Consider the following 25,902-nt stretch of genomic DNA (forward strand, 5'->3'; position numbering starts at 1 on the left):
CCCCGCTCTGTTGATCCGCGACGGCTTTTCAACCGCGCGGTGGTCGTTTCAGCGCGGCAGAACCTGCTTTGCCCGTGAGAGCCTCACTCTGCGGGAAGTCGCGACCGATAGGGCGCGGTCAGCAGCAGCATGAACAGCGCGCGGTCAGCTTGGTACTTTGCGGCTGGACGACTTGGTTCCCGGCCCTGCACAATGACCGCGCCGTCGCTGGTGCAGATGCTCCAGGTCCATTTCCTTCGCCTGCGTTGCACCAGGTTCACTTCGAACATCGGAAACTCCGGTCTGACCATTCGCCGCCGCTTCTCGTCAAACATCCAGCTCTGGACTTGAACTCGGAGGGCCGACTTGTGTCTTCACCCATTTGGGTGATGAGCGGCTTGCACTGTCTGGGCAGTCCGGTCGAAAACGCGAGGTCGATGATCCCAGTCCGATCCGCGGCCTGCGGACGGACGACAGCTCAGCCGCCGTGTAAGGCCTTCCCGGCGAGCAGGCTGACGAGTTCCTGCTGGCGCGAAAGACCGGTCTTCGAAAGCACGGCTTTGAGCTGCGTACGCACCGTCTCTCGCGTAACGCCGATTGCTGCGGCGAGCGCATCCAGCGATTCCGCCCGTGCGACGCCGCGCGCGACCTGGGCCTCGGCCGGCGTCAGGTCGAATAGCCCTTGCAGGACTTCCGCAGTCGGCACCGCGCCGCGATCGACTGGAGTCACGACGACCATGAAGGTGGCGCGAGTGAAGACATCGCGGGCCGATCCGCGCACCGGGAGGACATGCAGGACCATCGCCACGCGATCCATCGCCGCTGCGATGGCAACAGATTTGACGGTCCGTCTGTTGCCGACGAACGGAGTCCCCAGCGCCGCGACGAACAGACCGTCCGCGGTGGCATCGGTCAAAGTCAGACGCTCGACGCGGTCGTGGAACATCGACGGCATCAGCGCTTCGAACAGGCCGTTTGCCGCGAGCAATCGGCCGCCTTCGCGCAAGATCGCTCCGGGCAGCCCGATCACCTGCAGCGCATCGGCCTGTGCGCGAGCACGCTCGAAGCCCAGGCGGTTTGCAGTCAGGCACGCCCGAGCCAGATGCGGCCTCAAGTCATCCAGGAACGAGACGATTTCGCGCGGCACCGGTCCATTGTCCTGGTGGCGTGGCATGACGATCGCAATCGAATCGCCACTCGGTATCGGGATGATCGTTCCGGCTCTGTAACCGAGCCCGTGCTTGCGGTAGAAATTGCAGTACACGTCATTGGTCGCAATCTCCTCCTCCGACACGAGGTCTCCATCGTTGAGGAAGCCGGCGTAGTTGAGCGCGGCGGCACGCGGCAGCAACGGATCGCGCTCGCTCCATCCTTCCTTCAGGAAAAGAGGCATGGCCTCGTTGTGATTGACGGAGTTGACCGCACTGACATAGCCGTCGCGGACGGCGAAGAGCAGGCCGCCATTCCCACCAATAGCGTGACCGATTTCACCGAGGATCTCGGGCCACAATGAGGTGATCAGCCCGGCCTCGTAGATGCGGTCAATCAGATGATCGAGATGCCCAAATCCGTTCATGCGCAGTACGACAACATCAATGACGCAATTATAGCCGGACGACCGGGCGACGCAATCAGCCCTTATGTGGAGGGATCGGCCTGGCTCTTCAGTGGTTCCCACTATGAGAGAACGGAGCCCGACGCTCTTGGCAGGCAGCGTAGCGCGGCAGTGGCGGAGCAGACATCGTCATCTTGGCGGTCGGAGCCTCACGCACCGTAGCCCATATTTGTCCTGAGCCACGAGCCGCTTCGCGCCGCAACATATGCAGCACAGAGGGCGGCGATTATCGAGACGTGATACTATGCGCATTGGTCCTCGCGCCGTGATGAGGGTCGAATGCAACGCCGGACGTTCATAGCAGGCACTGCGGCGCTGCTTATTTCGCTCCGTTGTTCGCGCGCCCAGGGGAAACGTCGTCGGCTCGGCTTTCTTGCTGTAGGTGATGGAGGCGGGAAGGCACTCAATCAAGCCGAACTGGCTCTGTTTGATGGGCTGCGAAGGCACGGATGGATCGATGGAGAAAACCTGGCAGTCGAGTATCGTTTCTCTCAACCGCCGGATCGACTACCAAGCTCGGTTGCTGAGCTGATTGCTCTCCGGCCCGATGTGCTGATCGCTGCGGGACCGCGGGCTGCCGAAGCCCTGAATTCGGCGACCGCGACAATTCCCATCGTGTTCGTGGCTGTGTTTGATCCGGTGGGGCTTGGCCTGGTGCGAAGTCTGTCACGGCCAGGAGGCAACATAACAGGCCTTGCGACCTCCCAGGGGGTAGCGATGGCAAAACAGATAGACATCCTCCGCGAACTGGTGCCTGGCGCATCGAACATCGCGATCCTGGTCAATCGCGGTAACCCAATGCACAGGCTGGTATTGGCCGAGGAGGTACCTCGCACCGCGCGGAATCTGGGCATAGCTCTGCAGATTGTCGAGGCAACCACGCCAGAGGAGCTCGATACCGCTTTTGCCTCGGCCGCCGCCCAACGCGCGGATGCATTGATTGTCCTGGGCGATCCCTTGACCGTTGTCCAAGGCCCACGAGTTGTCGAACTCGCCGCGAAGCATCGACTGCCGGCGTTGCATCTCTGGCGTCAATTCGCCATCGGCGGATTGATCGTCTACGGGCCCGATGTGACAGAACTGTTCCGTCGCGCAGGAGCCTACGTCGATAAGATATTCAAAGGCGCCAAACCTGCCGATATACCTGTAGAACTGCCGACCAAATACGAGCTGGTGATCAACATGAGAACTGCCAAGGCGCTCGGCCTCAGCGTGCCGACCTCATTACTACTTCGCGCTGACGAGGTGATCGAATAGAGTTCAGTTTGCTCCAAGCGAAGAGCGGCTTGTGGCCGTAGCTGACCTTACGCAAGCGCCGCCGGACTGCGTGTGGACCCAAAGCAGACCTTCTGATGTATTGTGATGCGGAGTGTCTTCCGCTCCATAAGACGAGTGGGCCAGCGTGGTTGTCTCATTCGAGCACCGGGTCGAACCCGCTGCATATGTCTATTTAGGCAGGCATTCCACGTTGTATGCGATAATGATCTGGGCCGGATCCGCTTTGCCGAGGCTCTTCAAATCTTCCAACCCGCTTCTGAGCTTGGCTCCCGCCTCGCTCAAACTTCCTTCAAGCGTGACTTTGGCTTTCCGGCACCGCTCCTCATTGGAGAACTCCTGGAAGACGACCGTTGGAAGCAGCCGCCATTCGGCCTTGTCGTTCGTCGCGGCGGGACTGATGGAATAGGAAAAGACATACATCAGCACCCACATCGACTTTCTCCAGCCTTTGTCTGCTCGATCCCACTGCCTGACAGGCATGGCGAACCTGGCCACACCTGCGCAGGCCGCTGCCGGTCGTCTGCTTTACTTCGACGACTTGCGTTCGAGTCGCAATCGCTGAGCCCTCATTCGCTTGATCTCTCGACTGAGGTCTTCACTCTTTTCGTCCAGGCGTTCGCTGCTCGATTTGGGCTGATCATCCTGGCGCAGCTTTTCGAGAGCTTTCTCGACCGATAGCTTGTTGGTTCCGGCCATAACCGACCTCGCTCCCGTCAACTAGGATAGTAGGAATTCTGTTGCGGGCAGATCCAATTGCCGTAGGTGGCCGGCGGTTGGCAATGTTGATTTAGGTCAACGGTCGGCGACGACGTGCGGCACCTCCACTGCACGCTCGATGCGGATCCAGGCCGCCACGAGCTCCCAGGCAACGGCGAGGATGATCGGCCCGATGAAGAGGCCGATGATCCCGTGCGCGATGGTTCCGCCGATCACCCCGACCAGGATGACCAGCGTCGGCGTGGTCAGCCCGCGCCCCATCACCAACGGCTTCAGGATGTTGTCGAGCAGACCGACGATGGCGAAGAAGATGGTGAACAGCAGCGCCGGCATGACATCCATGCTCATCCAAACCCAGATCACCACGGGGAGGAAAACGACGGCCGCGCCGATCTGCACGATCGAGAGCAACATCACGATGATCGCGAGCAGCCCCGCGCTCGGAATAGCGGCCAGCTTGAAGCCGACGCCGGCCAACAGCGCCTGGATGATCGCAACCCCGATCACGCCTTGCGACACCGCGCGGATAGTGGCACCGGAGAGCTCCAGGAAATGCTCGCTCTGGCCCGGCACGATCCGGAACAGGAAGCCACGGATCGCGCCTGCAAGCCGAGGGCCATGGGGAAACAGAAAGCCGGCCATCAGCACCGACAGCAGGAATTGCAGCGTCCCGACTCCCGCGCTGCCGGCGAGCGACAACAGGACACCTGCAACCGGTTTCAGATAGGGCGTGATCTCGCGCAGCACGGCCCGGACATTGGTGTAGGCGAGGTTCCAGAGGTCATAAAGGTGCGGGCCGATCAACGGCCACCCCTTGATTTGCTTGGGCGCGGCTTGGAGCACGACGTCGCCGGTGCCGATCTGGCTTGCAATGTCCTTGATCCCCTCGACAGCGCTGATGCCAAGCCAGGCCGCGGGACCGATGACGATGCCGAGCATGATCACGGTCAGGATGATCGCCGCCGTCCGCGGGCGACCCCCTAGGCATTTGGCCAGCCAAGTGAAGGCGGGATAGAATGCCACGGCAAGCACCGCGCTCCAGGTCAGGATCGGCACGAACGGCTTGATGATGAAGAAGGTCCACAGGATCAGCAGCGCCAGCAGTCCAAGCCTGATCGCGAGTTGCACGATATCGTCGCTAGAGAAAAGGTGACGAAGCGTTTTCAAGATGTGAGGCCTGCATCCAGTGGATTGACGCCATCCCTGGAGTCGAGGGCCGCCCCCGGTCTGCGAGCTTGATCCAGATCAACGGATGGTCGGCAGAGCACGGCTTCACCACAGATGGCGTGCGGATGCCGCCACCAAACGCGGTGCCAAAACACAGGTCGACGCAGCAAATTATGCTCGCAGTGAATTTCTGCGGAACGGGATGCCAGTCGTCATCCGCTTGCTCCGGCCGAACGATGAGGTCTGCATGCCGGCCGCACTGAGCACGCAAGCCAGCAGTTGCTGCAGCGCCGCTTCTTCACACCGAGGCGGCATTTCTCCGACAGGCAAGCGGTAGGTGATCAAGGCATCTTGCCTAACGAAGGCGGCCTCTGACCCGAACCGGATGCTCACCGAGTTCGTGTATGAACCATTTGAGTTGTGACCCCGACCAAGGGTCGGAAGAGGGTTCGGGAAATAGCGATATCGGGCGGATGAAGAAAGCTTCGAGCCCAAAATGATGAGCAATTGAATTATGCAGAAGCGCTTAACCTTCAATGCAAGGCAATTCGGACTTGATGGTCGAAAGGCGCTCTTCGTGCTGCTTCTGCTTTTCATGATCCCCGCGGGCGACTGCTCCGCACAGACACCGCCGCCGCCAATCGACGAACAAGCGTTCGAGCGCATGAAGCCGACGGTCGTGAAAAGATTGGCAACCCGCTTTTCGCTCGGCGCATTCGCCGGCCGCTTCGAGGAGACACGGCTCGGCGCGGTGCGCAAAGCCGTTGGCGAAGGAGCCATCCACCATCAGGGTGACGCCGGAGGGAGTGTCTATTGGCTCTGTTATAGGCGCGCGCAGCATCGACTATGGATCGTGTCCGGCGGAGAGATAGGCGGCCCGGATCATCTCGTCACGGAGATCATGGAAGAGCTCGCCGAGAAAGGCACGGAGGCCTCGACCGGGTGCCCCACCATCCCCGAACAATTCGCGCCCGTCGTCTTCGACGGCAAGCTGCATTTGGGTATGTCTCGTATGGAGGTCGTTAAAGCGCTGGGACCGCCGTCGCAGTCGGAGGCTGCTCAGATGATGTATTCTCACGCCGGAAAGCTCGCAAACGGTTTCGACGAGACCGCATGGTTCATTCTCCGGTTTCGCGAGGACAAGCTCGTGTCCATGCGGGGTGGCAAGACCACGACGAATTGAAAGTGGCTGCCATCCGCTCGCGCCAAGGTCCGCTTTTGGCCCCCTAGCTGAGTTCGTCGATGCTTGGTCGCAAGTCCACAAGTGACCCTAAGCAGACACCACCGAGCCTTCAGCAGTCTGGGAATTCAGTTTGTTTACAACGGATAAAGTGGCACATTGGACCTTGCGATACGATCTCCACAGAGATGGAGCGATATAGCATGGCCAATGTGGACGAGACGATCCGCGCTTACGGAGCTGCTTGGCTGGAGGTCGACGAAGCGGAGCGCCGTCGGCTCTTGCAATTTGCTTGGAACGAGGATGGAATTTATCAGGATCCGACTGCGAATGTAGTGGGTCGAGAAGCATTAATCCGGCATATCGCCGACTTCCATAAACGTTTGCCGGGTACGACGATCATCTTCGCAAGTGGTGTCGATCATCACCACGGGAAATTTCACTTCTTATGGAAGATGATCGGGCCCGATCGACAGGTTACCGCCGAGGGTCGTGATTTCGGCGAGTTCGATGTTGATGGTCGTATAAGCAGCATTGTGGGCTTTTTTGGTCAACCACCATCACCCGGTCGCCGACTAGCTCGCGAGGCAAACGTCGGAGACCGACTACGCTACCTGTAAGTTCGGCGCGCTTTGCAAAGTGGCGCGATTGAAAGAAGCGGACTTGTGGGTGCTATGTTGCCTTAAGGGAAGATCATCCTTCCGGTCCTGGAATGAAGCAGCGCCACAACGGAATCATTTTTCCCTCGGCGTAGGACGGCCACCACCAAACCATCGCCCTGCCGCTGAGGTTCTGCCGGTCGAGCACGACAGAGTTTGGCACGTCAAACCATTGCCCCCGTTCACTTGGCCGCTGCGGATCTGTCAGAAGGACTCTATAGCCATCCTTTGCCGTGTCCCACTCGGCCTCCGCATGTTGGCCGTCCCCGCCATCGCAGCACGGCTGACCTGCTTTGTTCTTGAGACTCTTGAACCAGGCGTTCAGTTCTGGCCGCATCTGGTCATGTGAATTGGCTGTATTGATGCAAAAGGACGTGATCGCACATAATCCCACCGTGCGCGCTACCATCAAGCAATGCAGATGCACCTGTCCATTGGAGCTGGTCATGGAAACCTCCGTTTCCCTGCCCATGTGCGTGGGTCATCGGAACCGCGCGAAGGTTCATGGTGCCGGTTCCAAAAACGGCCTACTATCACGAGCCCGTAGCCTGTTCGCCGGCTCAAGTCTCCTTCTGGCCCAAAGCTGACCTTGCCCCGCTGTCCGACTAGCGTCAGCTTTAGACCCAGACCGGACGTTCACCCTTTGCGTCGCACTGACGCATACTCAAAGAGGAACTCTACTTCAGGGCTCCGGTTGAGGAGCTCTCACCCAAAAGGAGGTTCGTCATGAAGCTGGTCGCGATACTGGTTCTCGGTACCTTTGCCCTGAGTTCGGCAGCGAAAGCAGATCAACCTGGACCTGACTGGATGCCAATGGAGCAAGTGAAAGCCAAGGTCATGGAGTCGGGCTATTCGCAGGTCACCAAGCTTGAAGCCGACGACGGCCAGTGGGAGGGCGAAGGCGTTAAGAACGGACAGAAAATGGAATTTCATGCCGACCCTAAAACCGGCGTCATCACGCGCGAAAAGCCGGACCATTAAAGCTTGACGGCATCCGGAGGGGGGCGCCGTGACGCTAGGCCGCTTGCGTCCCCGCCCTTGAAGGGAGTGAATTGATCGGTCCGCGATTGGCCCAAAGCTGACCTTGCCCTGCTGTCCGCCTAGCGTCAGCTTTTGACCCGGAGGGAAAATTGAAGTCCCGCCAAAACAGGATTGGATGTCAAGGCCGCCCCAGATGAAAATCCGCCTTTCCGACACCCTGCACCAAGATGAGCCGACATCTTTTTCCGTCTAGCGGTGTGACACGATGCGGGACACCCGGCATAACGTCATATCTCTCACCGACATTAACGTGCACGGCGTTGCCCGGATTGTGAGTTTCGATGACGGCCGTGCCTTCAAGAATAAAGAAAATATCGCATATCTGAGTATGCCAGTGCCAGGCGACACATTCGTCACCAACAAGACTCATAGCCGAAACCCGAAGGTCCGAACCAACCGCTACATGCTCCAAGCCATAAGTGCGCTCGCTAGGCGGCCGAAGATTATTCCCGGGATCCATTGTTGTTCTCCCTTGCTGTGGTTTAGCTCATTTCCTTTCACCTTCAGACCCCAGCTTGCGAAGCCGAGCGCTATCGCAGACTACCCAAAAATGTCCCAGCCGGGCTAAAAAAGGTTCTCTCGGCGGATAGAACAAGTGGGCAATCGCGCGCGTCGAGCGAGACACTTTCATTGTCACTTGCGTCAACTAGCCTGACTTTCCCGACCGCACTCGCCGCATTCTCCGAGCGCGGTGTTCGCGCTGGAGAATGCTGACTCGGAGGAGGAATGCCCGTCCCCGTCGTCGATGATCAATGTTGGCGCGCCAAGCGGTGCAAAATGGCATATACTCCCAAGCCGGTAGTATTACAGCCTAACGAAAGAATGCCCCTCGGGCCAAATGCAACGCGACGTCCTACGTCAGGAGGACGTCGCGATGCAATTGTGCATCACAACCAGAGGGGAAGTTGTCATGAAGCGACCTTCATTGCTCCTGGCATTGTGTTCTTCCGCTTTCATCTCTGCGCCGGCATTCGCCGATGAGGTCAAGCAGGAGGCCGAAAAATTAGCCGTCGCCTACGCCGACTGCGTCGCCAGGAAAGACGCGACCTGTGTCGCTGCGCTCTATACAAAGGACGGGGTTCAGATTAACCCGAGCGGTGTATTTTCCGATCTTAAGACCGTATACGAAAGCAACTTCAAGAACGGCACCGATCATATTGAGATCAGAGTCGGCAACATGTCGGTCATCAACAACGATCTGGTCGTTGCCAACGGCGAGACCGACATCTTCGGTAAGGACCCTAAGAGCGGCGACGCCACCAAGGTCACAGTGTTCTGGGGCGCCGTCGACATACGTGAAGGCGGCGCTTTGAAAATCCGCCAGTTGACCGTCGGCATGAAGCCGCCTCCAGCTAAGGAAGCCAGCGCCGAGAAGAAGTAGGACGTCATCACGTCGTAAGTCACCACGCGCCCATCCTCTTTGGAGGGTGGGCGTTTGATCTTGCTGCACGTCGTCCGAAAGCAAAGTCCCGGCGCCTCGACACCGCTCGCGCGATGTCTGCAAGTGGCCCATTGCTGACCTGCCGCGCCGCCCGCGCGCGTTCGGCCTTCGACCTGGAGCTTGGTGCGGATTGACCAAACGTGCTTCGGACGGAGCGGCGGCTTAGCGCCGATGATCTTCCCCTTGTTCCAAGGAACGTGCTTCGAGACGGCGGGGATGGTGCTTGGCGTAACGGTCATGTTGACGGTTGGTCATTTCCAACCTGGAGCCCTGCCAATCCGGCGTCCGCTTCTAGACGATCGGAGTTTGGGGCAACGAGCCTGACGTATTGAAAGCCAACTCCTGGTCGAGTTAGATTACCATTATTTCCCGGCCCCCGATAATTTCTAAGAGTGCCTTTTGTAACTGTGGAGGACATTTATGCGAAGCTCTCGCGCAATAATTTATCTCCAACGACTTGGCGAGCTTGCCTCTCAGCTCTCGGAATTGGAAGATCTTCGAGGTCTGGTCGAAGATGCCGAGCGAAGCACCCGCGCTGCGCCTGTATCGCGCTCTAGACGCCATGCTTCGCGCCGGCTTCAAGGTTGTGATCTCGGCCCCACGTCTGTCCGACTCCGTCGCTACACGCCACCAAGCGGAAATGCAGGAGCTCTCAGGCCCGCTGAGAACGACAACCAAATCGAATGGACAGTGCTTGAGCCATTTCCCAACGGATGGTGGGCTTCCCCCTAGCGGTGGCGTCCACGACCGCTGTTGACCCTTCGCTGCCGTTGAAGCGGAGCCGCTACCCCGTCGGCTCACCGGCCCAGGATGTTTGCAGTCGAGCGCAACGCTCCGGCGATGCTGATGGAATGCGGACCTGTTCGCGGCTTGTGACTTAAAACCCATATTCCTGAGCGCGCTGCGGACCAGATGACCGTGGGCAGTTCGTCCGATAGAATGGTGTTCCAAGCCCTCGAACCTGAGTGGGCATGAGCATGGCCCGGAAGCTCGTCGCCATCGTAGCGGCCGACGTTGTCGGCTATAGCCGACTAATGGGTGCCGACGAGACAGGGACCTTGGCGGCTCTCAAGACCCATCGTCAAGAGCTGATCGACCCGAAGATTGCCGAGCACCAGGGCCGCATCGTCAAGACGACTGGTGATGGCCTCCTGATCGCATTCCCGAGCGTGGTCGAGGCTGTCCAATGCGCGGTCGAGGTCCAGCGCGCGATGCAGGATCGCAATACCGACGTGCCGGCGCATCATCGCATTGAGTTCCGCACTGGCATCAACCTCGGCGACATCATTATCGACGACGACGATATTTATGGCGACGGCGTCAATGTTGCAGCGCGGCTCGAAGGAATCGCCGAATCCAACGGGGTCTGCGTAAGCAGAGTCGTGCACGATCAGGTGCGGGACAAGCTGGACTTAGCCTTTGAGGATCTGGGAGAGCGGCAGCTCAAGAACATCGCGCGGCCGGTCCATGTCTTCCGGATTGCAGCATCTGCTCTCGGGGTGCCGACGCAATCGGCAACGCCCGTACTGGCATTGCCAGACAAGCCTTCTATCGCCGTGATACCGTTCACTAACATGAGCCGTGATCCGGATCAGGACTACTTTGCCGATGGCATGGTCGATGACATCATCACCGCGCTATCTCATTTCAAGGCGCTGTTCGTTATCGCTCGCAGCTCCAGCTTCACCTACAAGGGACGGGCAGTTGACGTGAAGCAGGTAGGGCGCGAGCTTGGGGTGCGCTACGTCTTAGAAGGGAGTGTTCGCAAAGCGGCCAACCGCGTGCGCATCACGGGACAGCTCGTCGATACCGCCACTGGAGCACATCTGTGGGCGAACCGGTTTGATGGCGGGCTCGGCGACATCTTCGATCTTCAGGATCAGGTGACCGGAAGTATTGTCGGGGCGATCGCGCCGGCAATGGAAAAAGCCGAGATTGAGCGTGTCAAGCGCAAGCCGACCGAGAGTCTCGACGCTCATGATAGTTATCTACGCGGTTTAGCCAGTTTCTATCGGTTTACTAGTCGAGAAGCGAACAACGAGGCATTGCGCCTCTTTCACAGCGCGATCGATCTCGACCCAGATTTTGCGCCGGCCTACGGTCGTGCCGCCTTTTGTTACGCCCATGCCAAAAGCAGTGGCTGGAGCTCAAACACCGTGAACGAGATTGCTGAAGTGACGATGCTTGCTCGACGGGCGATCGAACTGGGCCAGGGAGACGCGATCGCGCTCGCCGCCAGCGGATGGGCAATCGCTTACGTTGTCCGCGATCTCGAAGGAGGCGCGGCTTTAATCGATCGGGCCCTGGGGCTAAATTCTAACTTGGCCGAGTCATGGTATTACGGCGGCTGGGTGAAAAACTACCTTGGGGAGCCGAAACTAGCGATCGAGCGCTTCGCACGGGCCATGCGCCTAAGTCCACTTGGACCGTGGGTCACGCCAATGCAGAGCGGCGTCGCGCATGCACATTTCATGCTAGGCGACTATGAAGAAGCGGCCGTTTGGGCAGCAATGGCATTGCAAGATAATCCGGACTTTTCATCAGCATTACGTGTCGCTGCAATGAGCAATGCAATGGCCGGGCGGGCAGAGCAGGCACATAAGGCAGTGGTGCGGCTGCAGCAGCTGAATCCCACGCTACGCGTTTCCACTTACAAAGATGTGGCCGGCCCCCATCGACATGCCGCAAACCTCGCGCGATTGGAGGAAGCATTGCGGCACGCCGGGCTGCCGGAATGATCATGGTAGCCTGGTGCTGGGCTGAAGTTATTGAGTGACCCTTACCTGGTGGCTTCGGCCGGCGTCGGCGTATGGACCTAGCGCCTATCTGTACGCCCGGACGTCGGCTTGCGGCGTGCCAAGGGACCAAAGGCTGAAACGGCCGAAAGCCCGCATATGACCCTAGCCGACAGTCCAGCAATGTCGCTATCGCGCCGGAGTTGGCGGAGCAGCGGACATCGGGAACTCAGGAGCGGAACGCTCCGATCCAGCGAGGATGCGATCCTAGGCGCGCTTATTCTTCATCGTCGTCATCTTCGTCGTCCTCGTCGTCTTCCTCCTCCACCTGTACCAGCGTCGCCAGCGGCAGCGTCTCGCGGAACAGATCGCCTTCCATGCCCATCCAGAGGCAGAGCACCTCGTCTTGCTTCACTTCCGCGACGGTCAGCGGCTGGCCGCCGGATTTCAGCATCACGACATCGCCGGCTTTCAATTCCATGGATTGTCCTTCCGATCTGATCAAGCCGGACGAGGCTAACAGGTGGTCATGACAGCGTGATCACCGAGGGCTGGCGTCGGTCCACAGCGTGCACCGTCCTGAATTCCGACGCGATATCAACGCTTGACGGCGAGGATCGGTGTCGTCTTGATCGGGCTGCAAGCGTCGTTGAAGAGACCGACCACGGACGTCACGATCGGGACATGGCAGGCGAAGCTATCTGGACGATAGGCCTCTCGGATTCCGTCCATGTGGAATGTCGCAAGGTTCATGAAGGCGTCGAGCCGCCTGGCTTGAAGGTCAAGCGCGGTCTGAATGTGGTCGCGATCGACTGGTGATGACATCTTTCCCACGGGCTTCGCATCGGGGTCCGCGGCCCAGGAGCGCACCGGCGCCAGTTTTTCGTGCAGATTGCGAAGACAATAGTGCATCACCACCACCTGATGCTTCGCGCTGAACCAGTGAATCGTGACGGACTCGTTTGACCCGGCCTTTTCCCGGTTCTTGGGGCAAATATCGACATATGAATGAGGCGGATCCCAATTGTGCCCGGCCACCGTGCACGCATTCTCGGCGGACACGCGCGGGGTGGCCGTCGCGGCGCCTTTCGCAGGCGCGAATTGCGGCAAGTTATGATTGCAATCGAAGTCGAAGGCCCGGAGCAGTGTCTGGTCGAGCGGATCACTGGTCGGAGTTTGCTGCTCATACGGATTGAGCCTGAAATGCGTGGCCCAATCGATGTGCATCTGCGCCTTGCGCGCCAGCAACGCGCTCGTCTCGAACAAGGCCAGCTGGGCCTCTTCGTAGCCCTTCAGATTTTCCAGAGCGCTCTTGACGGCGAGAGCTTGTTCGTCGGCGCCCGCGTGATCATCGAGTACAATCGCATAGTCGGAAAACAACTGCTGTTGCAGGGCCTGAACCTTGGAAAACTTCGTTGCGATGGTGTCGAACGCCTCCGCCGCGGTCTGCATGTTCTCCTTGGCGTGCGCGCTCACCTTCTCCCGATAGGAGTTCAGATACTGGAAGTAGCCGACGAGGAGGCTGCTCAGCACCGTCACCAGCGAGAGCCCCTTGACGAGGGTCAATCGGCGATCGAATTGCGTTAGCCACCTCAGTGGCCCGGTCCGGGAGTACGCGCGCGCTGCTTCCTTGTTCTGCTCCATGGTGCCTCCAACCCACCCGCGCCATCGCAGCGAGGGTAGCGCAATCCCGGATTGCGGATTGTGAAGCATTTCACTTCAGGTGAGGCAGGGGAGTTGTCGGATATCGCGCGGCCACGGCCCAACGGGGAGCGCGACCAGACCCGATCGCACCCCTCGCGACCATGCCATCATACCCCTGTTTTGCCCGACGGGTCAGAGTTTTTTCGTGAAATCCGTAAGCCCTTGATTTTGCAGCAGTGCGCTACTGTGCATGGGGTTGTTTTCAAGGCTTCCGTTTTGGCACCCAATTACGGCTGTTGCGGCAACAGCTCGGTCAGCGAACGGATGATGCGGTCGGGCTTCACCGTCGAGCCCTCGGGCAGGCCGTCGCCATGCACGTCGATCCAGATCGAATAGATGCCGAGGCGCTGTGGCGTCACGACTTCCCATTCGAGATTGTCGCCGATCATCCAGGTGTCCTTGGCGGTGACGCCGAGCGCCTCCATCGCGTGCAGATAGGCGCGCTCCTCGGGCTTGCCGAAGCCGTGCTCGCCCTCGATCTGGATGTGGTGGAAGCGGTGCGCGAGCTCGAAGCGCTCGACCTTGGCACGCTGGGTATCGGCGGCGCCATTGGTCACCAGCGCCAGCTTGATGCCGAGCGCCTTCAACTTGTCGATCGCATCATGCGCGCCGGGGAAGACGAACATCTCCTCCTCGCGATAGGCGGTGAAGCGATCGGCGAGGCGGATGGCGAGGTCGTCGGGCAGGGCGCGGTGGCCGGCCGCGGCGAGCGCGGCAAAGCCGCCCTTGACGGTGAGGTGCCGCGCTTCGGCGAGCTTCAGCCGCCATGCCGCTTCCGCATTGGCCCAGAAATTTCGCGCAAAGGCCAGCACCGCGGTTGCGACCAGCGGCGGCGGCAGCGGTGCCAGCTCGTCCGCGAACTCGGCCGTGATCGTGTTCCAGGCGATCTCGGGCCGGCCATAGGCCGACAGGATGGTGTCGTCCATGTCGATCAGCATGGCGCGGGGGAGGGGCATCATCGTGGTCACGGCCATTTCACCTCCGGTGGCAGCGACGACAGGATCGAATCCACATTGCCGCCCGTCTTCAGCCCGAAGATGGTGCCGCGGTCGTAGAGCAGGTTGAACTCGACATAGCGGCCGCGCCGGATCAACTGCTCCTCGCGGTCCGCCGCCGTCCAGGCGGTCACGAAATTGCGCCGGACGATCTCGGGATAGATTTTCAGGAAGGCGCGGCCGACGTCTTGGGTGAAGGAAAGATCTGCGTCCCAATCGCCGCTGTCGTGCCAGTCGTAGAAGATGCCGCCGATGCCGCGCGCCTCCTTGCGATGTGGCAGGTAGAAATATTCGTCGCACCACTTCTTGTATTTGTCGTAATCGGCAACGCCGTTCGGCTGCGCGCAGGCTTCCTTCATTGCGGCGTGGAAGGCGACGCTGTCGGCATCCTCCTGCGCCCGCCGTCGCGCCAGCACCGGCGTCAGGTCGGCGCCGCCGCCGAACCAGGCCTTGGTGGTGACGACGAAGCGCGTGTTCATGTGCACGGCAGGGACGTGCGGATTGCGCAGATGCGCGATCAGCGAGATGCCGGAGGCCCAGAATTTCGGATCGTCCGCGGCGCCCGGGATCTGCGCGCGGAATTCAGGAGCGAACTCGCCGTGCACGGTCGAGCAATGCACACCGACCTTCTCGAACAGGCGGCCCGACATCATCGACATCACGCCGCCGCCTCCGGCCGCGCCGGTGTGATCGGTGCGCTGCCAGGGCGTGCGCTTGAAGCGGCCGGCCTCGCCCGGATAGAGGCTTTGCGGCGCGTCGTCCTCCAACCGCTCGAAGCTTGCGCAGATGTCGTCGCGCAAGCGCTCGAACCAGGCGCGGGCGCGGGCCTTGCGGTCGTCGATCAGCGTCGGGTCCATCAGGGATGCCATTCGTCAGCCCTGCGGACCGTAATAGGTGCAGCTCTCGTTGCAACTGTCGCGGTGGATGCTGACGCGGGTGAGCTTGCCGATGTGGGCGAGCCGCTCCCAGACGAAGCGCGAGAGGTTCTCCAGCGTCGGTGTGCCCAGCGCCTCGATCTTGTTGAGGTACTTGTGATCCAGCATCAGGCGCACGTCCTCGATGGCGCGCTGGAGCAGGCCGAGATCGACCACCATGCCGGTCTCGGGGTCCGGCGTGCCGCGCACCGTCACCTCGGCCCGGAAGGAGTGGCCGTGGATCTCTTCGCTCGCCGCCCCGAACGTCGTGCCCGAGAGGGAGTGCGCCGCTTCGAAGCGGAACGATTTCGTCAATTCCCACATCTGTTCGAAAACCAATCCTATCTGATGCCGAGCGACTTGTGCGTCTGCACGCTCAGCCGCCATTGCGGGTGGCGCAGGCAATAGTCGATCGCGCGTGCGGTGTTCTGGACGACCTCGGGTCCGTCCATCGGCTGCAGCGAGAAGCGCTCGAAGGCGAGGTCCTCGAACGCCTCGGGTGCCGCCAGCGCCTGCGGATACACCAGCTTCAGCTCGTGTCCGCGACGCTGCACGAGCTCGCTGCCGCCCTTGGGGCTGACGCAGATCCAGTCGAGACCCTCGGGTGCTGCGATCGTGCCGTTGGTCTCGACCCCGATCTCGAAGCCGCGGGCGTGCAGCGCCTCGATCAGGGCGGCATCGACCTGGAGCAGCGGCTCGCCCCCGGTCAGCACCACGTAGCGGTTGGCGGCCGTCCCTGTCCATTGCGCGGCGATGGTGTCGGCGAGTTCCGCGGCCGAGGCGTAGCGGCCGCCGAGCGTGCCGCCGGTTCCGACGAAATCGGTGTCGCAGAACTTGCAGGTCGCCTCGGCGCGATCCGCCTCGCGGCCGCTCCAGAGGTTGCAGCCGGCAAAACGGCAGAACACCGACGCGCGCCCGGCATGGGCGCCTTCGCCTTGCAGGGTCAGGAAGATTTCCTTGACCGCGTAACTCACTCGTCTCTCCTCAAGCCATCGAACTTACGGGTTCCGGATCTGGCGCAGCGCCTCGCCGGCGGCCATCGCCGCAGTCATGGCCACATTGAGCGACCGCAGCCCTGGGGTGATCGGGATCACCAGCCGGGCATCGGCGGCCTCGACCACCGCGTCGGTGACGCCGGCGCTCTCGCGCCCGAATAGCAGGATGTCCGACGTCTGGTAATGAAAATCGCGGTAGTCGGTGGCCCCTTTGGTGGTGAACAGCAGCAGGCGGTAGCCTTGTGCCGCACGCCACTCCTCGAATCTCGCCCAGGAGTCGTGCCTGGTGATGCTGACATGGTCGAGGTAATCCATTCCCGCCCGGCGGAAATGGCGGTCGGAGACCGGGAAGCCGGCGGGTTCGATGATGTGGGCTGCAATTCCGAGACAGGCGCAGAGCCTGAGAATCGTGCCGGTGTTCTGGGGGATGTCGGGCTGAAAAAGAGCTATCTGCATGGGCGACGACAGGCTGGTTGCGGGCGCAAAATGTCTCAATAAAACATCGCTCGCCCGGGAATTCGTGCATTGCACGCTCCCGCGCCGATAGCGGGCTTGCGCTCGCCCGGCAAGGGTGCCAATAGAACGATTCTGGACTGCTGTTTTCCCCATTTTGGGCGTGAGCAAGCAAAGTTCTGCCGCCGCGGGGGGGCCGCGGGCGCCGGCAGCCTTTCCGGGGACCTCATGGGCGCCCCCTGGAGCGGTTCCACCGGTCGCACAGAAGAAAGGGTTGGAATCGTGACGACAGCGTCTTCGGCGGACCATCCGACACGCCGTGATTTCTTATTCGTTGCAACCGGGGCATTTGCAGCAGTAGGGGGTGCGGCTGCGCTCTGGCCCTTCATCTCTCAAATGAATCCGGACGCTTCGACCATCGCCGCCGGTGCGCCGATCGAGGTCGATCTCAGCCCGATCGCCGAGGGCCAGGACATCAAGGTGTTCTGGCGCGGCAAGCCGATCTACATCAGCCACCGCACCAAGAAGCAGATCGACGAGGCGCGCGCCGTCAACGTGGCGAGCCTGCCCGATCCGCAAGCCGACGATGCCCGCGTCAAGTCCGGTCACGAGCAGTGGCTGGTCGTCATCGGCATCTGCACCCATCTGGGCTGCATCCCGATCGCTCATGAAGGCAGCTACGACGGCTTCTTCTGCCCCTGCCATGGTTCGGTATACGATACGTCCGGCCGCATCCGCCAGGGCCCTGCGCCCTCGAACCTGGCTGTGCCGCCGTACACGTTCGTTTCCGACACCAAAATCCAGATCGGCTGAACTTCGGGCCTTAGTCCGAAGCTTCGCGCCGTCTCGTCGTACTATTTCCTCAGGATCGCATCATGAGCGGACCATCCGACTACCAGCCGAGTCATCCGGCCCTGCAATGGATCGAGCGGCGCCTGCCGATCTTTGGTCTCATCCATTCCTCCTTCGTCGCCTATCCCACCCCGCGCAACCTGAACTATTGGTGGACCTTCGGCGCCATCCTCTCCTTCATGCTGGGGATGCAGATCCTGACCGGCGTGATCCTGGCGATGCACTACACGCCGAACGCCGATCTCGCCTTCAAGTCGGTCGAGCTGATCGTCCGTGACGTGAATTACGGCTGGCTGCTGCGCAACATGCACGCGGTCGGCGCTTCGATGTTCTTCGTTGCGGTCTACGTCCATATGTTCCGCGGCCTTTACTACGGGTCGTACAAGGAGCCGCGCGAGGTGTTGTGGATCCTCGGCGTCATCATCTACCTCCTGATGATGGCGACGGGCTTCATGGGCTACGTGCTGCCGTGGGGCCAGATGAGCTTCTGGGGCGCCACCGTCATCACCAATTTGTTCTCCGCGATTCCCTATGTCGGCGAGAGCATCGTGACGCTGCTGTGGGGCGGGTACGCAGTCGGCAACCCGACGCTGAACCGCTTCTTCTCGCTGCACTATCTGCTGCCCTTCGTGATCGCGGGCGTCGTCGTGCTCCACGTCTGGGCGCTGCACGTCGCCGGCCAGAACAACCCCGACGGTGTCGAGCCGAAGACGGAGAAGGACACGGTGCCGTTCACGCCGCATGCCACCATCAAGGACATGTTCGGCGTCGCCTGCTTCATGCTGCTCTACGCTTGGTTCATCTTCTACATGCCGAATTATCTCGGCGACGCCGACAACTACATTCCGGCGAACCCGGGCGTGACGCCGCCGCACATCGTGCCGGAATGGTACTACCTGCCGTTCTACGCGATCCTGCGCTCGATCCCGGACAAGCTCGCGGGCGTCATCGCGATGTTCGGAGCGATCATCATCCTGTGCTTCCTGCCCTGGCTCGACAGCGCCAAGACGAGGTCATCGAAGTATCGTCCGCTGGCCAAGCAGTTCTTCTGGATCTTCGTCGCGGTCTGCATCCTGCTCGGCTATCTCGGCGCACAGCCGCCGGAAGGCATCTACGTCATTGCAGGTCGGATCCTGACGTTCTGCTACTTCGCCTACTTCCTGATCGTGCTGCCGGTGCTCGCACGCATCGAGAGGCCGCGGCCGGTTCCGAACTCGATCTCGGATGCGGTGCTGGCCAAGACCGGGAGCCGGTCGACGCCGATGGTCTCGACCGCGATCGTGCTGGCGCTCGCCGCTTCGTTGTTCGCAGGCTCGATGGACAGCGCGAAAGCGGCCGAGGGCGGCGACAAGCCGCCGGGCAACAAATGGTCGTTCTCGGGCCCTTTCGGTAAGTTCGACCGCGGTGCGCTCCAGCGCGGCCTGAAGGTCTACAAGGAGGTCTGCGCCAGCTGCCACGGCCTGTCCTACGTCGCCTTCCGCAACCTCGCCGAGCCCGGCGGGCCCGGCTATTCGGTGGCCCAGGCCTCGGCGTTTGCATCCGAGTACAAGGTCAAGGACGGCCCGAACGATGCAGGCGACATGTTCGAGCGGGCGGGCCGGCCGGCGGACTATTTCCCCTCGCCGTTCCCGAACGAGCAGGCTGCGCGTGCCGCGAACGGCGGTGCGGCGCCGCCCGACCTGTCCCTGATCACCAAGGCGCGCTCCTACAAGCGTGGCTTCCCCTGGTTCATCTTCGACGTCTTCACCCAGTACCAGGAGCAGGGGCCCGACTATGTCACCGCGGTGCTCCAGGGTTATGAGGAGAAGACACCGGAGGGCGTCACCATCCCGGAGGGTTCCTATTACAACAAGTACTTCCCGGGCCACGCGATCAAGATGCCGAAGCCGCTCAGCGACGGTCAGGTGACCTATGACGACGGCGCGCCGACCACGGTCGCGCAATATTCCAAAGACGTCACGACATTCCTGATGTGGACCGCCGAGCCGCACATGGAAGCGCGCAAGCGCCTCGGCTTCCAGGTCTTCGTCTTCCTGATCATCTTCGTGGGCCTGATGTACTTCACCAAGAAGAAGGTCTGGGCCGCCTCGCACTGAGCGGCGTGACACGAGAAATGAAGAAGCCCCCGCAAGGGGGCTTTTTTGTTGCTGACCTACGTGTGTCCCGGACGCGCTGCAGCGTGCAACGCTGCTGCGCAGAGCCGGGACCCAGCATCCTTGTCGCTGGGCCCCGGATCAGCAACGCATCACGCCGCGAAGGGCGGCGCGCTGCATTGCATCTGGGGCACGAGACTGTGTTGTTTGGCGCGATTGCGTCCCACGCTCGTACCCGCCAAAATACCGCCAACCGCTCTCCCAAAAACGCGTCGGAGGACACCATGGGAACCGCCATCACCTTCAAGCGCCCGGACGGCAAGGACGCCGCCGGCTATCTCGCCAATGCCGCGCGCGGCAACGCGCCGGGTGTGGTCGTGATCCAGGAATGGTGGGGTCTGTCGGACCAGATCAAGGGCCTGTGCGATCGGTTTGCGCTCGCCGGCTTCGATGCGCTGGCGCCTGATCTCTACAAGGGCAAGGTGGTGCCCTATCACGACACGGACAGCGCCAACAAGGAGATGAATTCGCTCGACTTCATGGACGCCACCACCCAGACCGTGCGCGGCGCCACGCAATATCTGTCGCGCAATGGCGCCAAGGTCGGCCTGACGGGCTTCTGCCTCGGTGGCGCCGTGACCATCATCGGCGCGACCAAGATCCCGGAGCTCGCGGCCGGCGTCGTGTTCTACGGCATCCCCCCGGAGCAGGCGGCCAAGCCCGCCGACGTCAAGATCCCGCTCCAGGCCCATTTCGCCAACAAGGACGATTGGTGCACGCCGGAGCTGGTCAACGGCTTCGAAAAGGCGATGAAGGCGGCCGGCAAGTCGCTCGAGTTGTTCCGCTATGATGCCGAGCACGCCTTCGTCAACGAGCAGCGCCAGGCCGTGCACGACCGCGAAGCCGCCGAGCTCGCCTGGGGCAGGGCGACGGAGTTTTTCCGGAAGCATCTGGGGTAACATCCGCGGTGGCGCGCGGGTTGATCTGCGCACCTGTTGCGTAGCTATTGATAATTGCTCATTGCAATCATAGGATGCAGTCGCGTGGTCCTTCGCTGCGCGACTGTGGAGGGGCGATGATTGTGGGTGGTCGTTTGACGACGGTTATCGTGCCTCGCAAGGCGTTGGAAGCGGCTCAGGACGCTGAGAAGGCAGAATATCTAACCGGCGCTGTAGTCGACTACGTCAACGAAATGCAACGCGTCGGCGTCTACTCGGGACGTGAGCTGCCCGCCGTGGCCATGCAGGCCTATCACGCTGACTACTATCTCGCTCAAGTTAATAACGGCGGTCACAGCCAGTTCATCGGTAACACGGCCATTGCGATGTTTCGCACAACGTTTGGCGACGCGCTTGCTGGACTGAAGGCGATGGGGGCGAGCGCGCAATACCAGATATTGCAGGAGATGATTGCCTGGGTGGAGGAACACCCCGGGGAGGCTGCGCTCCAGAATGGATTCGAAAATCGCCCCGCGGCGCTCAATGCGCTTGATGATCGCTTCTATGAGGCAGAACGACATCAACCAGTGACACAACTTGCGGCCAGCTGGATCGCAAGCTGGCCCGAATTGCACGCTGTTGCGCAGGAGCAGTACGCTTCCGAAATCGAGCGGCTCGCCCAGCTTCACCCGCATCGGTCGCATCGCCGGATCTGGCAGAGCGTTCGCCAGATCAGCTTCCAGATGACTGACAGCCTGCAGATCACGGTCGCTGCGGCATGCGGGGCGGTGGCGCCCGAGCCAGAACTCAAGCTCATGGTTCTTCCGGGATTCGACATGGAGGTCGAGGGAGCGCAATGCAAGGCGTTCGGCGTCAAGACTGACAAGGGCTCGCGCCTATGCGTCTTTGAAGAGTGTGGTGGCCGGCTTTATGAAGTTGCCGCGCGTAGTCCGATAGTGGGCGCGCGGCTGTCGACTGTAGGGGCTGACACGATCCGAGACTTTTCCAGAATTGCCGAGCAAAACTTGGCGGCGGAAGCCGTCGATCTGCTGTTGCGGAAGTTGGGTATGGATCCCACCGCGATGATCACGGCGTTGAGCGTCAGCGACGACCGGGCCACATGGTGTGCGGTCACCGGAAAGACCGGCGTTTTGGTTGAAATCTTGGGCGACTGCGCCAACGTCATCGGATCTGACGGCGAGGCCGTGCTCACGGTAACGCGAGCCGAACTCGAGCGGCATGCCGCAGAGGCGGCCGTAGGGCGCGACAGCCTGCAGGACCGGCCGTAACCCTCGCTGCAATCCGCGCCATTTTGCCGGGCGAGGCGGCTCGCCGCCCTTGACGCCACCCCCGCGCCGTGGTGAGTATCCGCCCCATGAGCACCGCCGTCCGCCCAGCCCGTCTTTGGTGGCGCACCTCCTGACGAGGTGGCCGGTGCGATTTTCCTTTCCCAAATCGTCTGAGGTCGCCAGCACAGCGCGGCGGCCTGATCGTTTGTCCTGTGTGGCGTTCCCTCGGCAAGTTTCGTAAGAGGACGACATGAACAGGACCGTCTTTGCCCTCCCGGCCAGAAGCGACTACGTGACCCGCGCAGGTCTTGCGATCACGCGCGTGGCCGAGCAGTTCACCGGCGGCGCCAACCGGCTCGACGACCTCATCAGCTTGCTCGACCGCCGCCGCGGCGTGGTGCTGTCCTCGGGCACGACCGTGCCCGGCCGCTACGAGAGCTTCGATCTCGGCTTCTCCGATCCGCCGCTCAAGCTCGAGACCACGGGCGTCAATTTCAAGCTGGAAGCGCTGAACGAACGCGGGCAGGTGCTGATCGCCTTCCTCGGCGACGTGCTACGCGAGCCCTGCGTGGTGATCTCCGAGAAGACCGTCACGTGCTTGGCCGGCCACATCATCCGCGGTGATGCTCCGGTCGAGGAGGACCAGCGCACCCGGCGCGCCAGCGTGATGTCGCTGGTGCGCGATATCATTGCCGCCTTCTCCGCCAACGATGACGGGCTGCTCGGCCTGTTCGGCGCCTTCGCCTACGACCTCGTCTTCCAGATCGAGGACCTCGTGCAGAAGCGCCCGCGCGAGGCCGACCAGCGCGACATCGTGCTCTATGTCCCCGATCGCCTGTTGGCCTATGACCGCGCCACGGGCCGCGGCGTCGTGCTCGCATACGACTTCGCCTGGAACGGCAAGTCCACCGACGGACTGCCGCGCGAGACCGCGGACAGCCCCTATCTCAAGACCCCACGCCAGGGCTTTGCCGATCACGCGCCCGGCGAGTATCAGGCCACGGTCGAAACCGCGCGCGCCGCCTTTGCGCGCGGCGATCTCTTCGAGGCGGTGCCGGGACAGCTCTTCGCGGAGCCCTGCGAACGCTCCCCGGCCGAAGTGTTCCAGCGGCTCTGCGTCATCAATCCGTCGCCCTATGGCGCGTTGATGAATCTCGGCGACGGCGAGTTTCTCGTCTCGGCTTCGCCGGAAATGTTCGTGCGCTCGGACGGCCGCCGCGTCGAGACCTGCCCGATCTCCGGCACGATCGCGCGCGGTAGGGATGCGATCGGCGACGCCGAGCAGATCCGCCAGCTGCTGAACTCGGAGAAGGACGAGTTCGAGCTCAACATGTGCACCGACGTCGATCGCAACGACAAGGCACGCGTTTGCGTGCCCGGCACCATCAAGGTGCTGGCGCGGCGGCAGATCGAGACCTATTCGAAGCTGTTCCACACCGTCGATCACGTCGAGGGCATGCTGCGCCCCGGCTTCGACGCGCTCGATGCCTTCCTGACCCATGCCTGGGCCGTCACCGTGACCGGTGCGCCAAAGCTCTGGGCGATGCAGTTCGTCGAGGATCACGAGCGCTCGCCGCGGCGCTGGTACGCCGGCGCGATCGGCGCGGTGAATTTCGACGGCAGCATCAACACCGGCCTCACCATCCGCACCATCCGCATGAAGGATGGCCTCGCCGAAGTGCGCGTCGGCGCCACCTGCCTGTTCGATTCAGATCCCGCCGCCGAGGACCGCGAATGCCAGGTCAAGGCTGCCGCGCTGTTCCAGGCACTGCGCGGCGATCCGCCGAAGCCACTGTCGACCTTCGCGCCCGATGCCACCGGCTCGGGCAAGCAGGTGCTGCTGATCGACCACGACGACAGCTTCGTGCACATGCTCGCCGATTATTTCCGCCAGGTCGGCGCCAGCGTCACCGTGGTTCGCTACGTGCATGCGCTCGACATGCTCGAGCAGAAGAAGTGGGATTTGCTGGTGCTGTCGCCCGGCCCCGGCAGGCCGGAGGATTTCGCCATCAGGAAGACCATCAATGCGGCGCTGGAGAAGAAGCTGCCGGTGTTCGGCGTCTGCCTCGGCGTACAGGCGATCGGCGAATATTTCGGCGGCGAGCTCGGTCAGCTCACCCATCCCGCCCACGGCCGGCCCTCACGGGTGCAGGTGCGCGGCGGCCGGCTGATGCGCAACCTGCCGAACGAGATCATCATCGGCCGCTATCACTCGCTCTATGTCGAGCGCGACAGCATGCCCGAGGTTCTGAGCGTGACAGCGAGCACCGAGGACGGCGTTGCCATGGCGCTGGAGCACAAGACACTTCCGGTGGCCGGCGTGCAATTCCATCCGGAATCGCTGATGTCGCTCAGTGGCGAGGTGGGACTACGTATTGTCGAAAATGCGTTCCGGCTGGATGTTGGGGCGAATTGAATGAGTGTCGTCATTGCGAGGAGCCCGCGACAAAATTGCGAAGCAATTTTTGCGCTGGCGACGAAGCAATCCAGGCTGCCGCCGGGAAGAAAGTCTGGATTGCTTCGCTTCGCTCGCAATGACGGGGAGACAACCAACGCGAGATAACCATGACTTTTGATCACGACATCAAGGCCAGCGTTCGTACCATCCCGGACTATCCCAAGCCCGGGATCATGTTCCGCGACATCACGACCCTGCTTGCGGACGCGCGGGCGTTCCGCCGCGCGGTCGACGAGCTCGTCAATCCCTGGGCCGGCAACAAGATCGACAAGGTCGCCGGAATGGAAGCGCGGGGCTTCATCATCGGCGGGGCGGTGGCGCACCAGCTCTCGGCCGGCTTCGTGCCGATCCGCAAGAAGGGCAAGCTGCCGCACACCACGGTACGCATCGCTTACTCGCTGGAATACGGCATCGACGAGATGGAGATGCACGTCGACGCGATCCATCCCGGCGAGCGCGTCATCCTGGTCGACGACCTCATCGCCACCGGCGGCACCGCCGAGGGCGCGGTGAAGCTGCTGCGCCAGATCGGGGCCAATGTGGTTGCCGCCTGCTTCATCATCGACCTGCCCGAGCTCGGCGGCGCCGCCAAGCTGCGCGCCATGGACGTGCCAGTCCGCACGCTGATGACGTTCGAGGGGCATTGAGCGGGCGAAGACTATTGTCCCGGGCGGCCGGATATCACGACCGCTGCAGGATCAGGCTGAGCTCCAGCTCGCGGAAGGCGATGTAGTTCCGCCGCGTCCACTGGTGCAGCTCGGTCGAGGAGTCCTTCTCCTGGCGCAGGTAGCCGGTGAAGGAGAAGTTCAGCCGGTCGATATAGGTCTTCAGGAAGCCGGGCAGTGCGGGCAGGCGGAACAGCCGGCCGCCTGCCATCGCGGGCGGCAGCTCGCCGCGCACGACATGTTCGTTGTCCACCGTCACCAGGTTCATGCGCGGGATCTGCCCGCGCAGCATCTCGTGGGCGCGGGCCGAGGCGCGGTCGGTGTCGGCGACGAACAGGATCATCGGCGCCACATGGCGGCGCGCCGCCTCCTTCAACAGGCCGATCTCTTCGGTCATCTTGAAGAACTCGTCGAAGGCGTGGAAGCCGAGATCGATCACCTTGGCGAGACCGTCATCGACGATGACGCGGTCCATCAGCTGCATCTTGCCGTAGGTGTCGATGACGTCGGCGGTCTCGGTCACCTTCGGCAGGTAATCGAGCAGCGACGGCTCCTTCAGATTGACGTCGAAGGCCGCGACGTTGCCGTTCTTGAGCAGCAGGAATTCGCTCAAAAGCCGCGCCAGCAGGGTCTTGCCGACCTGCGGGCGGGGCGAGCAGATGATGTAGACGGGCGTTGCGGGCATTGACAGCTATATCAGGCCAACTCACCGCCCAATCCAGCCGTATCAGCCC

At 61.7% G+C, this 25,902-nt stretch carries 27 protein-coding genes; 12 read left to right on the forward strand and 15 right to left on the reverse strand.

Annotated elements, in window-relative coordinates; all coding sequences use genetic code 11:
* Positions 1–83: 83 nt before the first annotated feature.
* Both SE91_RS36045 and SE91_RS06515 read right to left on the reverse strand, forming a co-directional pair.
* A complete protein-coding gene (locus SE91_RS36045; protein ID WP_245318379.1) occupies positions 84–314 on the reverse strand; it encodes a hypothetical protein in 231 nt (76 codons plus the stop codon).
* Positions 315–457: 143 nt separating this feature from the next.
* Positions 458–1,657, reverse strand: coding sequence for a helix-turn-helix transcriptional regulator (locus tag SE91_RS06515; protein WP_156489494.1), 1,200 nt, complete (start codon positions 1,655–1,657; stop codon positions 458–460).
* A 216-nt stretch (positions 1,658–1,873) separates the two neighbouring features.
* On the opposite strand from SE91_RS06515, the gene SE91_RS06520 reads away from it, so the two are divergent.
* On the forward strand, positions 1,874–2,851 hold the full coding sequence (locus tag SE91_RS06520) for an ABC transporter substrate-binding protein (protein WP_061846997.1): 978 nt from the start codon (positions 1,874–1,876) through the stop codon (positions 2,849–2,851).
* A gap of 189 nt (positions 2,852–3,040) precedes the next feature.
* On the opposite strand, the gene SE91_RS06525 is transcribed toward SE91_RS06520, so the two are convergent.
* From SE91_RS06525 to SE91_RS06530, 3 genes are all read right to left on the reverse strand, one after another.
* Complete coding sequence (locus SE91_RS06525; protein ID WP_060736755.1) at positions 3,041–3,304, reverse strand: hypothetical protein; 264 nt, start codon at positions 3,302–3,304, stop codon at positions 3,041–3,043.
* A gap of 93 nt (positions 3,305–3,397) precedes the next feature.
* Complete coding sequence (locus SE91_RS36935) at positions 3,398–3,568, reverse strand: hypothetical protein (protein WP_197489433.1); 171 nt, start codon at positions 3,566–3,568, stop codon at positions 3,398–3,400.
* A gap of 96 nt (positions 3,569–3,664) precedes the next feature.
* The gene (locus tag SE91_RS06530; protein WP_061846998.1) at positions 3,665–4,756 is read right to left on the reverse strand and encodes an AI-2E family transporter; all 1,092 of its coding nucleotides are present in this window, start codon (positions 4,754–4,756) and stop codon (positions 3,665–3,667) included.
* Between the two features lie 514 nt (positions 4,757–5,270).
* On the opposite strand from SE91_RS06530, the gene SE91_RS06535 reads away from it, so the two are divergent.
* Together SE91_RS06535 and SE91_RS06540 are read left to right on the forward strand one after the other, a co-directional pair.
* On the forward strand, positions 5,271–5,939 hold the full coding sequence (locus SE91_RS06535; RefSeq protein ID WP_061846999.1) for a hypothetical protein: 669 nt from the start codon (positions 5,271–5,273) through the stop codon (positions 5,937–5,939).
* A gap of 200 nt (positions 5,940–6,139) precedes the next feature.
* Complete coding sequence (locus tag SE91_RS06540) at positions 6,140–6,556, forward strand: hypothetical protein (RefSeq protein WP_063921343.1); 417 nt, start codon at positions 6,140–6,142, stop codon at positions 6,554–6,556.
* A 73-nt stretch (positions 6,557–6,629) separates the two neighbouring features.
* Here the strand turns inward: SE91_RS06540 and SE91_RS36050 are convergent, their stop codons facing one another.
* Positions 6,630–7,043 (reverse strand): hypothetical protein, encoded by a 414-nt coding sequence (locus SE91_RS36050; protein ID WP_156489495.1) that lies wholly within the window; start codon positions 7,041–7,043, stop codon positions 6,630–6,632.
* Positions 7,044–7,321: 278 nt separating this feature from the next.
* Here SE91_RS36050 and SE91_RS06545 point away from each other — a divergent pair, with 278 nt between their 5' ends.
* Complete coding sequence (locus SE91_RS06545; RefSeq protein WP_060736752.1) at positions 7,322–7,576, forward strand: PepSY domain-containing protein; 255 nt, start codon at positions 7,322–7,324, stop codon at positions 7,574–7,576.
* 178 nt (positions 7,577–7,754) lie between these two features.
* Here the strand turns inward: SE91_RS06545 and SE91_RS38225 are convergent, their stop codons facing one another.
* Positions 7,755–8,096 (reverse strand): cupin domain-containing protein, encoded by a 342-nt coding sequence (locus SE91_RS38225; RefSeq protein WP_156489496.1) that lies wholly within the window; start codon positions 8,094–8,096, stop codon positions 7,755–7,757.
* A gap of 450 nt (positions 8,097–8,546) precedes the next feature.
* Between SE91_RS38225 and SE91_RS06555 the strand changes: the two genes are divergently transcribed.
* Positions 8,547–9,017: a Cif family virulence factor gene (locus SE91_RS06555; protein WP_060737872.1), complete on the forward strand. Its 471-nt coding sequence runs from the start codon at positions 8,547–8,549 to the stop codon at positions 9,015–9,017.
* A 1,031-nt stretch (positions 9,018–10,048) separates the two neighbouring features.
* Positions 10,049–11,815 (forward strand): adenylate/guanylate cyclase domain-containing protein, encoded by a 1,767-nt coding sequence (locus SE91_RS06565; protein ID WP_063921290.1) that lies wholly within the window; start codon positions 10,049–10,051, stop codon positions 11,813–11,815.
* A 274-nt stretch (positions 11,816–12,089) separates the two neighbouring features.
* Here the strand turns inward: SE91_RS06565 and SE91_RS06570 are convergent, their stop codons facing one another.
* The 7 genes from SE91_RS06570 to SE91_RS06600 all read right to left on the reverse strand — a co-directional run bounded on the left by SE91_RS06570 (position 12,090) and on the right by SE91_RS06600 (position 16,876).
* Positions 12,090–12,293 carry a YodC family protein gene (locus SE91_RS06570; RefSeq protein WP_008560792.1) on the reverse strand — a complete coding sequence of 68 codons (204 nt, stop codon included), beginning with the start codon at positions 12,291–12,293 and terminating at the stop codon, positions 12,090–12,092.
* A 116-nt stretch (positions 12,294–12,409) separates the two neighbouring features.
* On the reverse strand, positions 12,410–13,456 hold the full coding sequence (locus SE91_RS06575) for a hypothetical protein (RefSeq protein WP_156489497.1): 1,047 nt from the start codon (positions 13,454–13,456) through the stop codon (positions 12,410–12,412).
* A 287-nt stretch (positions 13,457–13,743) separates the two neighbouring features.
* Complete coding sequence (locus SE91_RS06580) at positions 13,744–14,490, reverse strand: HAD family hydrolase (RefSeq protein WP_156489498.1); 747 nt, start codon at positions 14,488–14,490, stop codon at positions 13,744–13,746.
* Positions 14,481–15,368 (reverse strand): oxygen-dependent coproporphyrinogen oxidase, encoded by an 888-nt coding sequence (gene hemF / locus SE91_RS06585; protein WP_197489561.1) that lies wholly within the window; start codon positions 15,366–15,368, stop codon positions 14,481–14,483. Before hemF ends, SE91_RS06580 begins: the two co-directional genes overlap by 10 nt.
* Positions 15,369–15,383: 15 nt before the next feature.
* Positions 15,384–15,749 (reverse strand): 6-pyruvoyl trahydropterin synthase family protein, encoded by a 366-nt coding sequence (locus tag SE91_RS06590; protein WP_008560771.1) that lies wholly within the window; start codon positions 15,747–15,749, stop codon positions 15,384–15,386.
* Between the two features lie 17 nt (positions 15,750–15,766).
* The gene (queE, locus tag SE91_RS06595) at positions 15,767–16,399 is read right to left on the reverse strand and encodes a 7-carboxy-7-deazaguanine synthase (RefSeq protein ID WP_061847004.1); all 633 of its coding nucleotides are present in this window, start codon (positions 16,397–16,399) and stop codon (positions 15,767–15,769) included.
* A gap of 24 nt (positions 16,400–16,423) precedes the next feature.
* Positions 16,424–16,876, reverse strand: coding sequence for a tRNA (cytidine(34)-2'-O)-methyltransferase (locus tag SE91_RS06600; protein WP_061847005.1), 453 nt, complete (start codon positions 16,874–16,876; stop codon positions 16,424–16,426).
* A gap of 279 nt (positions 16,877–17,155) precedes the next feature.
* Between SE91_RS06600 and petA the strand changes: the two genes are divergently transcribed.
* From petA to SE91_RS06630, 6 genes are all read left to right on the forward strand, one after another.
* Positions 17,156–17,686 carry a ubiquinol-cytochrome c reductase iron-sulfur subunit gene (petA, locus tag SE91_RS06605; protein ID WP_060736750.1) on the forward strand — a complete coding sequence of 177 codons (531 nt, stop codon included), beginning with the start codon at positions 17,156–17,158 and terminating at the stop codon, positions 17,684–17,686.
* A gap of 62 nt (positions 17,687–17,748) precedes the next feature.
* On the forward strand, positions 17,749–19,821 hold the full coding sequence (gene fbcH / locus SE91_RS06610) for a cytochrome b/c1 (protein ID WP_008560753.1): 2,073 nt from the start codon (positions 17,749–17,751) through the stop codon (positions 19,819–19,821).
* Positions 19,822–20,102: 281 nt separating this feature from the next.
* On the forward strand, positions 20,103–20,777 hold the full coding sequence (locus SE91_RS06615) for a dienelactone hydrolase family protein (protein WP_061847006.1): 675 nt from the start codon (positions 20,103–20,105) through the stop codon (positions 20,775–20,777).
* A 116-nt stretch (positions 20,778–20,893) separates the two neighbouring features.
* Complete coding sequence (locus SE91_RS06620; RefSeq protein ID WP_245318381.1) at positions 20,894–22,045, forward strand: DMP19 family protein; 1,152 nt, start codon at positions 20,894–20,896, stop codon at positions 22,043–22,045.
* Between the two features lie 250 nt (positions 22,046–22,295).
* Positions 22,296–24,461, forward strand: coding sequence for an anthranilate synthase component I (locus SE91_RS06625; RefSeq protein ID WP_061847007.1), 2,166 nt, complete (start codon positions 22,296–22,298; stop codon positions 24,459–24,461).
* A gap of 149 nt (positions 24,462–24,610) precedes the next feature.
* The gene (locus SE91_RS06630; RefSeq protein WP_025038155.1) at positions 24,611–25,150 is read left to right on the forward strand and encodes an adenine phosphoribosyltransferase; all 540 of its coding nucleotides are present in this window, start codon (positions 24,611–24,613) and stop codon (positions 25,148–25,150) included.
* 34 nt (positions 25,151–25,184) lie between these two features.
* Here the strand turns inward: SE91_RS06630 and SE91_RS06635 are convergent, their stop codons facing one another.
* On the reverse strand, positions 25,185–25,853 hold the full coding sequence (locus SE91_RS06635; RefSeq protein WP_061847008.1) for a hypothetical protein: 669 nt from the start codon (positions 25,851–25,853) through the stop codon (positions 25,185–25,187).
* Positions 25,854–25,902: the final 49 nt, after the last annotated feature.

The sequence above is a fragment of the Bradyrhizobium sp. DOA1 genome, assembly GCF_001593325.1.
Classification (GTDB): Bacteria; Pseudomonadota; Alphaproteobacteria; order Rhizobiales; family Xanthobacteraceae; genus Bradyrhizobium.